The 14,104-nt window shown below is 40.7% G+C and carries 14 protein-coding genes; 7 read left to right on the top strand and 7 right to left on the bottom strand.

Annotated features, from left to right (window positions below; all coding sequences use genetic code 11):
• Positions 1–88 precede the first annotated feature (88 nt).
• The 4 genes from J3998_RS03270 (at position 89) to rluB (ending at position 3,392) form a co-directional block, all read left to right on the top strand.
• Positions 89–943, top strand: a complete 855-nt coding sequence (locus J3998_RS03270; protein WP_208147902.1) for a PHP domain-containing protein — start codon at positions 89–91, stop codon at positions 941–943.
• A 48-nt stretch (positions 944–991) separates the two neighbouring features.
• Positions 992–1,618, top strand: coding sequence for an L-threonylcarbamoyladenylate synthase (locus tag J3998_RS03265; RefSeq protein WP_208147899.1), 627 nt, complete (start codon positions 992–994; stop codon positions 1,616–1,618).
• 106 nt (positions 1,619–1,724) lie between these two features.
• Positions 1,725–2,378 carry a site-2 protease family protein gene (locus J3998_RS03260; RefSeq protein ID WP_208147890.1) on the top strand — a complete coding sequence of 218 codons (654 nt, stop codon included), beginning with the start codon at positions 1,725–1,727 and terminating at the stop codon, positions 2,376–2,378.
• Between the two features lie 54 nt (positions 2,379–2,432).
• The gene (gene rluB, locus J3998_RS03255) at positions 2,433–3,392 is read left to right on the top strand and encodes a 23S rRNA pseudouridine(2605) synthase RluB (protein WP_208147888.1); all 960 of its coding nucleotides are present in this window, start codon (positions 2,433–2,435) and stop codon (positions 3,390–3,392) included.
• A gap of 38 nt (positions 3,393–3,430) precedes the next feature.
• Here rluB and J3998_RS03250 read toward each other — a convergent pair whose 3' ends face one another.
• Positions 3,431–4,942 carry an RNA polymerase factor sigma-54 gene (locus J3998_RS03250; RefSeq protein WP_208147886.1) on the bottom strand — a complete coding sequence of 504 codons (1,512 nt, stop codon included), beginning with the start codon at positions 4,940–4,942 and terminating at the stop codon, positions 3,431–3,433.
• A 364-nt stretch (positions 4,943–5,306) separates the two neighbouring features.
• Here J3998_RS03250 and J3998_RS03245 point away from each other — a divergent pair, with 364 nt between their 5' ends.
• A complete protein-coding gene (locus J3998_RS03245) occupies positions 5,307–5,744 on the top strand; it encodes a hypothetical protein (RefSeq protein ID WP_208147884.1) in 438 nt (145 codons plus the stop codon).
• A 71-nt stretch (positions 5,745–5,815) separates the two neighbouring features.
• Here the strand turns inward: J3998_RS03245 and J3998_RS03240 are convergent, their stop codons facing one another.
• Entirely contained in the window at positions 5,816–6,106 is a 291-nt protein-coding gene (locus tag J3998_RS03240; RefSeq protein ID WP_208147882.1) for a hypothetical protein, read from the bottom strand.
• Between the two features lie 244 nt (positions 6,107–6,350).
• On the opposite strand from J3998_RS03240, the gene J3998_RS03235 reads away from it, so the two are divergent.
• Positions 6,351–6,674, top strand: coding sequence for a hypothetical protein (locus tag J3998_RS03235; RefSeq protein WP_208147880.1), 324 nt, complete (start codon positions 6,351–6,353; stop codon positions 6,672–6,674).
• A 314-nt stretch (positions 6,675–6,988) separates the two neighbouring features.
• Here J3998_RS03235 and arsC read toward each other — a convergent pair whose 3' ends face one another.
• From arsC to dusA, 4 genes are read right to left on the bottom strand one after another with little or no spacing between them, the layout of a single operon-like run.
• Complete coding sequence (gene arsC / locus J3998_RS03230; RefSeq protein WP_208147878.1) at positions 6,989–7,348, bottom strand: arsenate reductase (glutaredoxin); 360 nt, start codon at positions 7,346–7,348, stop codon at positions 6,989–6,991.
• Between the two features lie 20 nt (positions 7,349–7,368).
• Positions 7,369–7,581, bottom strand: a complete 213-nt coding sequence (xseB, locus tag J3998_RS03225; RefSeq protein ID WP_208147876.1) for an exodeoxyribonuclease VII small subunit — start codon at positions 7,579–7,581, stop codon at positions 7,369–7,371.
• Positions 7,574–9,274, bottom strand: coding sequence for an exodeoxyribonuclease VII large subunit (xseA, locus tag J3998_RS03220; RefSeq protein ID WP_208147874.1), 1,701 nt, complete (start codon positions 9,272–9,274; stop codon positions 7,574–7,576). The genes xseB and xseA overlap by 8 nt, the downstream gene beginning before the upstream one ends.
• Positions 9,275–9,283: 9 nt before the next feature.
• Entirely contained in the window at positions 9,284–10,357 is a 1,074-nt protein-coding gene (gene dusA / locus J3998_RS03215) for a tRNA dihydrouridine(20/20a) synthase DusA (protein ID WP_208147873.1), read from the bottom strand.
• 238 nt (positions 10,358–10,595) lie between these two features.
• On the opposite strand from dusA, the gene J3998_RS03210 reads away from it, so the two are divergent.
• Entirely contained in the window at positions 10,596–13,427 is a 2,832-nt protein-coding gene (locus J3998_RS03210; protein ID WP_208147871.1) for a diguanylate cyclase, read from the top strand.
• 80 nt (positions 13,428–13,507) lie between these two features.
• Here the strand turns inward: J3998_RS03210 and J3998_RS03205 are convergent, their stop codons facing one another.
• A complete protein-coding gene (locus J3998_RS03205) occupies positions 13,508–13,735 on the bottom strand; it encodes a DUF6447 family protein (RefSeq protein WP_208147861.1) in 228 nt (75 codons plus the stop codon).
• Positions 13,736–14,104 lie beyond the last annotated feature (369 nt).

Here is a 14,104-nt window from a genome sequence, read left to right as displayed (position 1 = left end):
ATAATACTCTGTTTATGAGTACTGTAATTAATGTATGGCGAAGATTCTAACCATGTTTGCTATGGATTAAAAGCGCTGAGAGAACCTATTGAAAGTTGATTTCCATTGCCATAGCACCGCATCCGACGGCACCTTAAGCCCGCAAGCCCTAATTGACCTAGCTTGTCAGCATCAAGTTGACTGCATGGCAATCACGGATCATGACACCACAGCAGGCTTTGAACAGGTTCAGGAATATGCCGTAGCAAATCACGTGCAGTTAATTAGTGGGGCGGAAATTTCTTGCGAATGGAACGGCCAAACAATTCATATTGTCGGTCTTGACTTTGACCATCAAAACCAACAACTGCAACAAGGGTTAGAAAGCATTCGACAGTCGCGCCGCAACCGTGCTGAGCAGATGTTAGAAAAATTAACCGCCAAACCGAATGCACATCTGCAAAAGTTACCAGAACGAGTCAACAGCTTGGTTGCCGGTGGCGTTATTGGTCGAGGCCATTTCGCGCAAGCCATGGTTCAACTTGGCTTAGTCAGTAATAATGCTCAGGCATTCGAGCGCTATTTAAAGCGTGGCCGTATCGGCTATGTCAAAGCCGAATGGCCAAGTTTACAAGAGGTTGTTAGCTGGATTGTTGATGCCGGGGGGATCGCGGTTATTGCGCACCCGAAAATCTATAAATTCACCAGCAGTAAGCTGAATCGCATGATTATTGATTTCAAATCGGCCGGCGGCACCGCCATTGAAGTCGTTAACACTCCTCGTCCAAGTAGTGATGTTATCGGTATGGCCGATCGCGCCGAAAGACACGGTTTGCTGGCATCGGTCGGTTCAGACTTTCATACGCCAGATCACCACTGGCGTGGACTCGGCTGGTTAGCGCCATTGCCGGAACGTTGCCAACCGGTATGGCATGCGTTCTCGCAAGTGCCAACTGACAAATAATGCAAATACCTGTCATAAACCAAAAGTTGTTTTTAAAGGAATAAACGCTTGAGCGACTGCAAATATATCAATGTACACCCTGATAATCCACAAGCTCGTCTGCTTGAACAGGTGGTGGAAATTCTTACTAAAGAGGGCGTAATAGCCTATCCGACCGAATCCGGTTACGCGCTTGGCTGCTTACTAGATAATAAAAAAGGCGCTGATCGAATTCGCCGGATTCGCCAACTGGATGAAAAACACGAACTGACACTGGTTTGCGAAGATTTGAGTAATTTGTCATCTTATGCAAAAGTCGGAAACACCCAATACCGCTACATAAAGAAACATCTACCCGGGCCTTATACCTTTTTGCTACCGGCTAGCCGAGAGGTTCCGAAACGACTGCAATCACCCAAACGAAAAACCATTGGCTTACGAATTTCACCTAATGTTGTTACCAATACTTTATTAAGTTATTTTGATAAACCGCTATTAAGTGCCTCCTTAATTATGCCCGGTGACGACCATCCACTTACCGATGGTTGGAGCGTTTACGAAAGCCTTAACCATGCACTGGATGCAGTTTTGGATGGCGGCTTCACAGGTTTTGAACCGACCACAATCATCGACTTTACCGAAGAAGAACCGATCTTAGTTCGTCAAGGGCAAGGGGAATTCAACGGCGATAATTAAAAACTTGCTCCGTTTTCTGGTCAGGCTTTATTCAAATTTTCCATCAGTATTCTTAAGAGCGACTGATAAAATGCCATAAAGTGTAGTCAGCTACTAAAGGCCAAGTATGGATCAATTAAATACCATCCAACTCATCGCTGTATGGGCATTGCCGGTGTTATTCGCAATTACTCTTCATGAAGCAGCTCATGGCTGGATGGCTGATAAATTAGGGGATCCAACCGCAAAGATGCTCGGACGGGTAACCTTAAATCCGATCAAACATATTGACCCAATCGGAACGGTTGTTATTCCCATCGTCTTGCTCATGCTGGGAGGCTTTCTGTTCGGGTGGGCAAAAGCAGTACCGGTGACTGATCGCAACTTTAAACGCCCGCAAACAGATATGGCATGGGTCGCTTTGGCCGGACCGATGGCTAATCTATTTATGGCACTTGGCTGGGCGTTAATTTTAAAAATCGGCACATTCCTGCAAACCAGTTCACCGGACATTGCTCAGTTCATGATCTATAGCGGTACGGCCGGAGTCAGTATCAACTTGGTCTTACTGGTATTGAACCTCTTACCTATTCCGCCATTAGATGGCAGTCGAATTCTCGTCGCATTTTTCAGCAAAAAAATGGCGTGGCAATTTTACCGCTTGGAACCGTACGGTTTTTTTATCTTACTCGGGTTATTACTACTGGGCATTTTGGCTCCAATCTTAATGGGGCCATATTCTTTCTTACAAAATATTATTTACCAGTTATTCGGCTTATAAAGGCACGTATAATAGCGGTACTTTCATTATAAGACGTAAAGGCGATTTGCACGCATGAACAAAGCTCCTAGATCCTCGCAACCCGAAACCGAAAAACTGCAGAAAATATTAGCTCGTGCCGGTTACGGCTCGCGCCGTTCAGTCGAAAAACTGATTGTCGAAGGATTGGTCAAGGTTAATGGACGCGTCGCAACACTAGGGGATCGTGCGAATAGCAGTGATAAAATTCAAATCCGAGGCCAGCAACTTCGTGCCATAGAATTAGCCAAACAGAATACTCAGGTCATCCTTTATAACAAACCCGAAGGCCGCGTCTGTACACGTAAAGATGAAAAGGGCCGTGACACCATTTTTAAACAACTACCGAGACTTCACCAAGGGCGCTGGATTAGCATTGGCCGTCTGGATCTAAATACGAGCGGTCTTTTAATTTTGACCAACAATGGCGAGTTAGCCAATCGCTTAATGCATCCGTCTTACCAAATCGAACGCGAATATATGGTGCGTGTTTTCGGCGAAGTTACCGAAGACATTATCAATCAATTAAAAACAGGCATTCAGCTTGAAGACGGCCCGGCAAAATTTGATTCAATCTACGTCATGCCGAACAGCAATGCAGGAGAGGAAGAATCTCTAAACAACTGGTTCAAGGTTGTAATTAAAGAAGGGCGCAACCGTGAAGTCCGTCGCATTTGGGAAGCAGTTGGCTTACAAGTCAGTCGTTTACATCGCGTTCGTTACGGTGATTTCTCAATGCCGCGCAATCTTCGCAAAGGAAAAACGCAGGAGCTTACTTGGAAGCAGATTAACCAATTATTGCGTTCGGTTGATCTAGCTGAAGAAGCACGTCCAGATCAACGCCCAAGTAATCGTCTTGATAAAAGTACCTTATCGAAACGAGATGCCAAAAAGTCGGAACGAACCTTAGTTGGACGCTACACAGGTAAAGGTGCAAAACAGAATAGCGGCTTTGAAAAACGCGGTGGAAAAGGGAAACACAACACCTTTAAATAAAATCAATTGCTATAAAAAAGGGCCATCACGGCCCTTTTTTATATCTTATATTTATTAAGCTTTTTACGTTCGCTAGAAGATGGGATATTCATCGCTTCGCGGTATTTAGCAATCGTTCGACGCGCCACAGCTATGTCTTTTTCTTCTTCAAGAAGCTTCATTAACTTACTGTCACTTAACGGTTTTTTCGGATCTTCTTCATCAATCAAACGCTTAATATGCGCTTTAATTGCCGTTGCCGACTGATCAGCACTACCATACTGACTGACGCCAGTCGAAAAGAAGTACTTCAATTCAAAAGTGCCGCGCGGCGTTTGAATGTACTTCTGATTGGTAGCGCGCGAAATGGTTGATTCATGCAAATCCAGATGCTCTGCAACTTCACGCAAAACCAGAGGCTTCATCGCTTGCTCACCTTCTTCAAAAAAGTTCTGCTGACGATCAACGATAAAACTACCGACTCTTAAAAGCGTTTCACCTCGGCTTTGAATGCTCTTAATTAAGCCTTTTGCTTCGTTTAACTGATCTTTGATACGCTGACTTTGATTAGTATCATCCAACTCGCTTGCCAGTTGAATATAGGTTGAATTAACACTTAAACGAGGGAAGGCATCCTGATTAAGTTCAACTAACCAGCCAGACTTGGCACGCTTTAGACGCAAGTCAGGAATAATCACCTCAGATTGCACCGGAGAAAAGTCCCTACCAGGGCGCGGATTTAACGTTTGAATCAAGCGCAGTAGGGTGGTTAACTCTTCATCATTTAGGCCGTAAAACTTTTTAATGCGTTTATGGTCGTGATAACTGAGCCAATCAAAATTTTCCTTAATAAGCTGTTTTGCTGTTACTACATAAGGAGTTTGCGGCATTCCAGCTAACTGCAACAATAAGGATTCTTGCAAATCACGAGCCGCTACACCGTTAGGTTCAAATTGATGCACAATCGCTAAAGCATCTTCTAAATCGGAGAGCTGATAGGCAGGGTGCTCATCATCACTTTCATTTTCGTTAATGGTTATTAACAAATCTGCCAATGAGCTTTCTAAATAGCCTTCATCATTTACGTCATCAATGATATAAGAAGCTAAAACCGTGACGCGCTCGTCTAACGGCGCAATATCCAATTGCCATTGTAAATGGTCATGTAAAGTCGTTTCGGCACTAGTATAGGTTTCTGCTGAAACGTAATCGGAGGAATCTTTCAATGAGGTGCTGGGCGCTGCATGGTCGGAAAAAACTTCATTCCATTCCATATCAAGCTGTAAATCAGAGTCGATCTCTTTACTTTGTTCAATGTCTAGAGGTTTTTCGTCAAGACTAAGTGACTCTTCGTTAGTCGAAGCATCTGAATCTAGCTGATCTTTATAGTTCTCACTCTCATCATCACGCTCTTCATCAATTTCTAACATAAAGTTAGTTTCTAGCGTAGTTTCGATGGTCTGCTGAACTTCCAAAGCGGAATATTGCAGAATCTTAATGGACTGTTGCAACTGCGGCGTTAATTTCAGCTGCTGCCCCATATTAAGTTGAAGGCCAGGCATTAGAGCCATAGAAGACACCTTTCTAAATTTATAACTATGCGTAAAGCAAATGAATTAGTAAAAAGTATTATTATGGATATAATAAACTTCGAAATTTTTCAAAACAGCCACACAGAAATGTATGGCACCTAAAAACGTCTGCAAGATTTCAAGAAAAATTTCAGAAACCTTATCCAATCTGTTTACCAGTAAGCTAACTTATATCTTTGGTGTATTTTGTGCTTACTTACTTTATCTTTAATTATGATTCTACCGTAAACAGATCAAGAAATCTTACGCAGAAGCAAAAATAAAACCGCTAAAAATTCAAAATTGCATGTTTGAGGAAGAAAACACTGCATTTTGAAGCATTAAGGTCAGATGAGGAGCAAAAATGTCAATTAAAGCGGATGCACAAAGCATCATAAATGAACTGCCGGAAGACGCATCGTGGGAAGACTTAATCAAAGCACTATACCGCAATAAGAAAATCACTCTTGGAATGACTGACATGGAGGTCGTTCAATCAGAACTAACTGAAGCTGATATCAACGCAATCATGGCAAGATTAGAATCATCCAACTCGCGCCCAGACGACATGCGGAATACCAAAAGCTATACACCAGGTAATGCAGTCACTTTAGGCATGATATCAGGTGTGGCTGCAATTTTATTCAGCTTAGTATTCCCACCAATCGCGTGGATCGCTGCTATTGTCGCCTTTGGTTCGGGTCTATTCGGAATGAGTAAAAAAGAAGAGAAATCTTGGGTTCCAGTGCTTTTAGCAATTGTATCTTTAGTTCCTCTAATTAATATACTTGCCAATTCATAACGCAGAACAAAAAGCTACACATAAAAAAGGCGCCAAAAGGGCGCCTTCTTATTTTTTGACATGAGCGAGCTTTAACTCTCATCAACAGTTAAGCCGGGAATAGACGCATAACTTTTCTTAAACAAAAACTCATCTTTAACTTCTTCCGGAATTTCTTGCTGCCATTGCAAACCATCGACTTCTGACATTTCTTGCCAATCAAACTCCGTTAATTCATGACTATCTTTAGTTTCAGGATTATAAATTGTCAAATAACAGAATTCAGCTTCGTCGGGTGTTGAAACATCCATAACTAACAAGGCTGCACCTTCGAATTCGCCTTTGGTTACCTTATAAATACCTGTTTTAATCTGTTGCGACATTTGTAAAGCCTTAATCATTAATTTTACGAATGAACAATATAAACACCCTAAGCAACGAATGCAACATGACAAGCCCCTGGAGTTTAATTTCTATACTCATTCGGTCTTGATAGAACGCAAAAAACAAACAACTTAATTATAGAAATTCATAAATCCATTTGCGTAATTGACATTGCAGAGCAACAATTATTGCTAATGAACAACATATTTTTAACTTAATTAATTAGTTGAGGTCGAGTTAATAATGAAGTTTTTTAAAGACTCGCATAATGAAATCTTTGTTATTACCGAAGCTCAAATGCACTTAGTTCGCCACGACTGGGCCGAAATTACAGCTGAACAAAGAGATTTAATCCTTAAGGAAAAAGATTCCACCGAACAATCAAGCGAACCTTTAACAGAAGAAAGAATCTCTGCAATTAAAGAAAGACTGCTTGAAATCGACGTGGAATCGATTCGTCCATTAAGAGCAATCGCCACCGATACAGCAAGATATTATGATCACCAAAAATTAAAATCCTTAAATTCAGAGCGCGTAAATTTGTTAAAAGAATTACATAATATTTAAATAACCGATTTCAATTCCATCTCTTTTTGCAGCTCAAAGACTCAATTAGAAGAATTGGGCTAGTTATCTAAGTCAGCTCCCACAATTAAATTAAAACATCGATGAATTTAGTCGAATTAAAGATCAAGTAATCTTGGATTGATCTCAAGTGCATCAGCATAATCTCTACGAGTTTTATTTGTAAACGCCTTATGCTACCAATATTCGTATAATGTATATTATGTTAAATTGATTATTTACCTATCAATATGTCCTATTCATTCCACTACGAGCCCACTCAATCAAAGTAAAATAATGAATAAGAAGCCTAGTAGCTATAAAATCTCCATTACTTTTTCCGGCGGTCGAGCAATAACTGCTTTGTTTTGATAAATAACGATTGGTCTCTCAATTAACTTAGGATTAGCCACCATTATTTCAATCCATTCCTGACGGCTGCGTTGATCTTGCTTGTTTAGTAGAAGTTCTTTAAACAGAGCTTCCCCGGTACGAATAATCGCAAACGGCTCAACTGCCAACATTTCACAGATACTTTCCAATTCTGACTTATTTGGCGGGTTTTCTAAATAACGGATTTCGGTTATCTCTTTTGGTGAAAATTTCTCTTGTAGTATTGCTAAGGCTCCACGGCTTTTTGAACAGCGTGGATTGTGATAGATCGTAACTTCACGCATAATAATTCCTTAAATACCAATTAGTTAGAAGAGTCTTCATTTTCTAAACGTTTATTTAACGCTTTTTCTACTGCATCAATTCGCTCTTTGCAAACTTGATATGCCTTGGTCGCTTCATCTACCATTGGGATGAGTTGGTCAATATCGATTTCACGATTTTGCGTTAAACTGTTAGCGATTTGTTGTAATTTCTGATAATTCTCACGGAAATTCTGACTATTATCATCACTCATAATGATTTGAATCCTCTTCCTTTGATTTTTCTTGCTTGACTGTTACGTCAATGATGCCATCTCTAAACTGTAGGTTTAGATTCATGGCCTTGTTAGCTTGTTGTTTTGTGATTACCGTTGCGCCCTGCTTGTCACTAGCGATTACAAACCCTCTTTCAACTTGAACTTGTGGCCCTGCGTTTAATATTAACGCCATCCAATCTTTCATCTGTTGCTGCTTTAAATACAGATTAGCCAGTGCATTTTGATTTATTTCTCTATCTAAGACGCTCAGATTCTGTTTTGCTATCAACACTTTTTGTTGACTAAGTTGTATTACCTGCTCATCTAACCATTGCAGATTCTGCTTAGCTTGCTCTAGAGAATGAATTGCCTGCTGCTGTAGTTGTTGAAACGGTATTAAAGTTGTTTGACGCCAGTGATGGACTTGTTGTTGACTGTATTGCTCGACCTGACGCCATAATTGTTCGATTGCTTTATCAAATCCAAACACGACATTTTCAGAACTCTGCTGGATAGTGTGCCAGTTCTGCTTTGCGCTATTGGCCTGATTAAGTATTTGCTGCCAAATATAATGAATAACCTTTGATGGCGTATCAAAGCAACTGTGAGCAACTTCATCTAAAATCGTGTTGTCGCGCTCATGCCCAATACCGCTTAAAACCGGAATATCCAGCATAGCGATCACTTTCGCAAGACTGTATTCATTCAGTTGATGTAAATCCAGTTTGGCACCGCCACCACGAATAATGACTAATGCATCAAATGGCCTTAGTTGATTTTGCTGTTCAACCTGAGCAATGGCTTCAGCAAATTCACTTTCAACCTTTGCACCTTGGAAACTGCTATAGAAATAACTGAATTGGCAAAGGTTCAGGTTATGCAATTGCTCAGCATCAGCTTGAAAATCCCCTAGGCCTGCTGCTTTTGGAGGGGCTATAACAGCGATATTAAAAAAGTCTTTGGGTAAATTCAGCTGTTTATTCAGGCCATAAACGCCCTCTTGTTGCAGTTTTTGACGAATTTCCCTAACTTTTTGTTCCAATTCTCCAAGGCTAAAATTACCGTCAATTTCCTGAATTTCAAGCGAAAGGCCGTATTGCGCGTGAAACTTAACCTCACAGAGCATTAACAATTTCTGACCGGCACTCAATGGCATTTGTGTTTCTTGCTCAAATTTCATCTTAATTGCCGTAGCTTGACGTTGCCATATCATGCCTCGCGCATTGGCGATGCTTCGACCGTTTGCATCGGTTTCACTTAACTCGAAATACAAATGGCCGCGTCGTTCACTAAGATTGCTAACTTCAGCGACAACCCATTGGGCTCCGGTAAAATGCTGCCAAATTGCCTGCTGAATTTTATTCATTAATGAAGATAAGGGCTGCCCCTTCGTTTTTACTTCAACATCTAAAGTTTCCGTTTCAATGTCGGAGATATGAGTGTTTATTTGACTGGCTTGAACAAAAAAGTCACTCATAGTCTGATTATCTTTTTCGACCCCGCCTGCACTCAATGGTTGATTCATTAAGGTTTCTTGTTTGGCAATCGGCTCAAGTAACCAGAGTTCGAATGCTGCAGTTTTTTCAGCCAATTCTTCCGGTATATACCACTTACGTGCAATCGGATCCCAGCGCGCACCAAGACTTTTGGCTTGATCTTTCTGAGCATAAGGAACATTTAAGTAAATCATAACGACTATTTAAGAATCATGTTGCGCCGCAAATTGGCGCTTTTGTTCAGCCATACGGTCTATTTCTTCATTGACCATACGTACGGCTTCTTGCAAGACCTCGACACCCGATTCAGGTTTAAAGGCGTTTTGACTTAAATATCGGCGGAACATACGCCCTCCCGGCAAGCCATGGTATAGACCGAGCATATGACGCGTTATTTGAATAAGTTTACCGCCGGACGACAAATGATTATCAATATAGTCATACATCTGCTCGACCACTTGCTGACGACTTGGGGTTTCATTTACAGCACTGTATAAAACGCTATCGATATCCGCCAACATATAAGGTTGCTCATAAGCGCTCCGGCCGATCATGAAACCATCTAATGCAGAATCATAGTGATTTAACGCTTTAGACCCTAGATGCTGTTGACCGGTTTGTAAGCTTTTAATACCGCCGTTGATGGCAATCGGTAGCTGCGGAAACTGTTGTTTAATTTGGTGCACCAGATCATAATTTAGGGGCGGAATGTCACGATTTTCTTTTGGTGAGATTCCTTGCAACCAAGCCTTGCGGGCATGAATAATGACACCATCAACCTCCGCGTGCTGTATGGCTTCGATAAACGGGGACAACGTTTCTTCTTCATTTTGTTGGTCAATTCCTATGCGACATTTCACAGTAACAGGTAAATCGGTGGCTTCCTTCATGGCTGCGACCGCATCGGCAACAATTTGAGGGTGCCCCATTAAACATGCACCAATCATATTATTTTGAACACGATCACTTGGACAGCCTACATTTAAGTTAACCTCGCTATACCCCCACTCTTTAGCGAGACCAGCACAATATGCCAAATCTTTTGCCGTACTGCCTCCAAGCTGTAATACGACAGGCGCATCATTAACATCATGCCCTAGAAAGCGTGGCAGATTTTCACCGTAGATTATCGCGCCGGTCGTAACCATCTCACTGTATAGCCAAGCACGTTTAGTTAGCTTTCTATGAAAATGGCGGCAGTGTCTATCGGTCCAATCCAACATCGGCGCAACGCTGAAGTGCATCGCGCTGTTTTCTTTTAGCTTTTTTTGCTGCATTGCAGCTGTGAGCTCCAAGCTTGAGAGTGTTGTCAGTTCCATGAAAAGTTAGCCATCATCAAAAAACCGCTATTTTAACGGCTTTTTCACGTTTTTCGAATCCTCAATACTATTTACTTTTTGCAAAGTTCTTGTAAATTAAAAACTACATTATTTCAAATGCATTTAAAACTATGGTTTATTGATTTTTATTAATTTACTCTATGATGTTTTTGTATGGCTATTGGAGACTTACCTAATGTCGACGATCTTTTCTTATAAGTATTTCAGCTTGCTCGTCGACATTTGTAAACTCGATGATCGTCATATACCTAGGCCATTAAGAAAGCCTCTCTCTCTTTACCTTCTCGCATTTATATTCTCGATTGTTACTTGCCACATATCTGCCGCGGAAGCGGAAGTACAAGAATCACTTCAACCAGTAACCATACAATTAAACTGGAATCATCAATTCCAATTTGCCGGCTATTATGCCGCAATTCATCAAGGTTACTATCGTCAGGCAGGCATAAAGGTTACCTTAAAGCCGTGGGAGAATGGTATTAACCCTCTACAAGAGGTACTAAGCGGAAAAGCAGATTTTGGTGTAGGCGTTAGTTCAATCATCAATGATTTCGCTAAAGGCGCCGATATACGTTTGGTTTTAAGCGCCTTTCAATATTCCCCTCTAGTGCTTTTATCGCACAGGCCAATAGATGATCTCAATGAATTGGCTCATAAAACCATTATGCACAATGGCAGCATTCAGATAAGAAGCCTACTGGCTAAAAGTGGTTTACAACCGGAAAAAATGCCGACAGAGCTGCCATCTTCCGGTAATTTAAACGACTTTATCAATGATAATGTGGATTTTTACGGCGCCTATATTAGTAACGAGCCTTATCAATTAGATAAGCTTGGTGTTAATTACAATATTATCGACCCGAAAAACTTTGGCGTACAAAACTATTCAGGCTTGTTATTCACCTCAGCTTATTTAGCAACAAGCGACCCAGAGCTGGTTTCAGCAGTTCGCGCAGCGACGATAAAAGGTTGGCAGTATGCGGTTAATCATCCCCAAGAACTGATTGACTTTATTTCCGAACACTACGCTTTAAATAAAAACCCAGCCTTTCTACATAATGAAGCAAGCACTCTAAAGAAATACATCCTTCAGGGAAACACACCAATTGGCGATATAGATCCAATTAAAATTGCTGCCATCTTATCTGAGGCTAAACAACTTAACTTAATTACTTCACAGGAATATCAGTCGGTTGCCGATAGAGAATTAGTGTTCAATGATTCATACGCCATGTTTACTGCAGAAGAGCGGGATTTTTTACAACACCACAAACTGATTATCACCACTGATCAAATCGACTATCCGCCCTTTCAGTTTCAATCCAACGGAATACCTCAAGGATTGGTTGAAGATTATCTGCGCGCTATTGAAAAAATCATTGGCAGCAAATTTATCCATCAATCAGCATTAACAGCATCACAAAAAGCGCAACTTCCAGAAAATTTCCCGATATTGTACCCAGCTATGTCTCCACACATTGGCAATCAAAACCAATACCTATTTTCTAAAAAATACCTCAACTTCAATCTAGTGCTTATGGGTATCAGTACCAATAGCGGCTTCATCCAAGACTTAACACTTTTAGACGGCTATACCTTGGCGGTGCGCAAAAACAGCTTTCCATATCAATATCTGCAAACCAACTATCCAAATATAAAATTATTGGCCGTTGACACGATTAACGACGGTTTAATCCAAGTTAAATTAAATAATGCTATGGCGATTATTGACAACTTACCGGCATTAAATTACACGATTAATAATTATGGCTACCCTAACTTTCAAGTTATCGGTCAGATAGCGACCGACTATAGTTTCGCAATGGCAACAGATATCAACCAACCTTTATTACATTCAATAATCGACAAAGCATTACAAAAAATCGAACCATCACAACGCTCGCAAATCTTTCAAAGCTGGTTAAGTCAAAAACCACAGGTAACATTCAATTATCAACGATTTTGGCAATTGCTCACGGTATTAATAATATTAGTTGCATTTATGCTGACCTTATTGATTTTCAACTATCGAAAACAGCGCTATTTGAAACAGATTTATGAGCTATCTTATGCCAATATGATTGATGCTAACTCAATGAAAATTACATGGACCAGCAACGCTTTCAGCAAACTCTGCGGCTACTCTCCCAAAGAACTGATTGGTTTTCCTTATTTAAAGTTAGCCGCCCCTTCAATTGATTCCAAGCAGATCCATAAAATTTATCAACAGGTGATTGAAAACGGTCATACCTGGAGCGGTGAGTTAGCCGCTGTTCGCAAAAACGGTGAGGAGTATTGGGTTGAACTAACGTTAACCCCAAATAAGAACTTTTTTGGAAAAGTCACAAATGTGTTGGCAACACGCATTGATATCAGTGATCGTAAAAAAGTCGAAGAAATTTCCATTACCGATGAACTTACTGGCCTATACAACCGACGCTATTTTGACCAACGGTTATCAAATGAGCTAAAACGCGCCTTGCGAGAACAACAAGGACTCTGTTTTGTGATGATTGATTTGGACTATTTTAAAAAAATTAACGATGACTACGGCCACCAAATCGGTGACGAAGTGTTAATCGAAATAGCAACCTCAATCAACACTTACTTTAACCGAGCCAACGATTTTGTCTTCCGAATTGGTGGCGAAGAGTTTTTCGTCATCACGCATTTTGAAAAGTTACGAGCCTTTGCTGTGCACTTAAATAACTTACAAGAGTCAGTTCGTCTACAAAAAATTGAAAACAAAAATACTCCATTGGGTTACTTAACACTTTCTATCGGTGCACTATTCTGCAGCCCTGAATGCATCCCTAAAGAAAGCCAAGTTCTGCATTACACCGACTCGTTACTATATCAATCAAAAGAAAACGGGCGTAACCGAATGACCGTTAAAGCTATCGACATTTCAGCACAAAATGCCGAGAACAAACCACCAAGAGAAGCCAGCTGCTGTCAACGAGATTATGACAGTTTCGAAGATCTTATTGAAGACGTCTATTCATAAAATCAGGCGCTATAAAAAACAAAAGCCGATCAGTTTTACGACCGACCGGCTTTAAATATAAAAATAACTTTTATGGCAAGTTACAAGGGAATACCGTCTGATTCAATTCCACCGTTACTTTCACTTTCTTCCATTAGCTTCAGTAATTTCTCTCCGTAGGCATTTCGAGCTGTCTGAAAAATTGAAACCTGTGCATTAAATTCTAAAATTTTCGCCTCGCATACTTGAATCGCTTGATAATGTGCTTTCGCTTCTTCGGTCATATCCTCAGTATCAAACTCTTTACTGCCTAGCTTAAACTTTGCCATAAATTTATCTCCTTTAGATAAGTTAATTTTTGTCATTTTTTACTTGGGCATTATTTCATGCCAACACATCTAGTAGCCATACATAGTAAGCATCTTTTATAAAATGTCAAAACTTACCATTAATACTTTTACGAAAGTGTTATTCTTAGTGAAGTGCAGAACAAGTCCAAATGGCTTCAGGCAAAGTAAAATTTAGGCTAAGCGAGGCGTCTGTTTGCCGTCATGTCTAGACCTGACAAAAAGAGACAACACTGCTTAGCCAAATTTTATAAAACCCCTACGGGCGAGGTTTGGAAGCGTCACTTCGTTGTTAGGCTTCTTAACCATAGCGATGGCTATGCTTTGCGAAACCTGCCTAGAATTGACTGC

Origin of the sequence: Thiomicrorhabdus marina (assembly GCF_017571465.1) — a bacterium.
In the GTDB taxonomy this organism is placed as follows: domain Bacteria; phylum Pseudomonadota; class Gammaproteobacteria; order Thiomicrospirales; family Thiomicrospiraceae; genus Thiomicrorhabdus; species Thiomicrorhabdus marina.
This window is presented reverse-complemented; position numbering and strand designations above follow the sequence as displayed.

Excerpts from the sequence above, each read along its gene's own strand:
- J3998_RS03260 (WP_208147890.1), top strand. The coding sequence starts at position 1,725 with ATGGATCAATTAAATACCATCCAACTCATCGCTGTATGGGCATTGCCG.
- rluB (WP_208147888.1), top strand. The coding sequence starts at position 2,433 with ATGAACAAAGCTCCTAGATCCTCGCAACCCGAAACCGAAAAACTGCAG.
- J3998_RS03250 (WP_208147886.1), bottom strand. The coding sequence starts at position 4,942 with ATGGCTCTAATGCCTGGCCTTCAACTTAATATGGGGCAGCAGCTGAAA.
- J3998_RS03245 (WP_208147884.1), top strand. The coding sequence starts at position 5,307 with ATGTCAATTAAAGCGGATGCACAAAGCATCATAAATGAACTGCCGGAA.
- J3998_RS03240 (WP_208147882.1), bottom strand. The coding sequence starts at position 6,106 with ATGTCGCAACAGATTAAAACAGGTATTTATAAGGTAACCAAAGGCGAA.
- J3998_RS03235 (WP_208147880.1), top strand. The coding sequence starts at position 6,351 with ATGAAGTTTTTTAAAGACTCGCATAATGAAATCTTTGTTATTACCGAA.
- arsC (WP_208147878.1), bottom strand. The coding sequence starts at position 7,348 with ATGCGTGAAGTTACGATCTATCACAATCCACGCTGTTCAAAAAGCCGT.
- xseB (WP_208147876.1), bottom strand. The coding sequence starts at position 7,581 with ATGAGTGATGATAATAGTCAGAATTTCCGTGAGAATTATCAGAAATTA.
- xseA (WP_208147874.1), bottom strand. The coding sequence starts at position 9,274 with ATGATTTACTTAAATGTTCCTTATGCTCAGAAAGATCAAGCCAAAAGT.
- dusA (WP_208147873.1), bottom strand. The coding sequence starts at position 10,357 with ATGCAGCAAAAAAAGCTAAAAGAAAACAGCGCGATGCACTTCAGCGTT.
- J3998_RS03210 (WP_208147871.1), top strand. The coding sequence starts at position 10,596 with ATGTCGACGATCTTTTCTTATAAGTATTTCAGCTTGCTCGTCGACATT.
- J3998_RS03205 (WP_208147861.1), bottom strand. The coding sequence starts at position 13,735 with ATGGCAAAGTTTAAGCTAGGCAGTAAAGAGTTTGATACTGAGGATATG.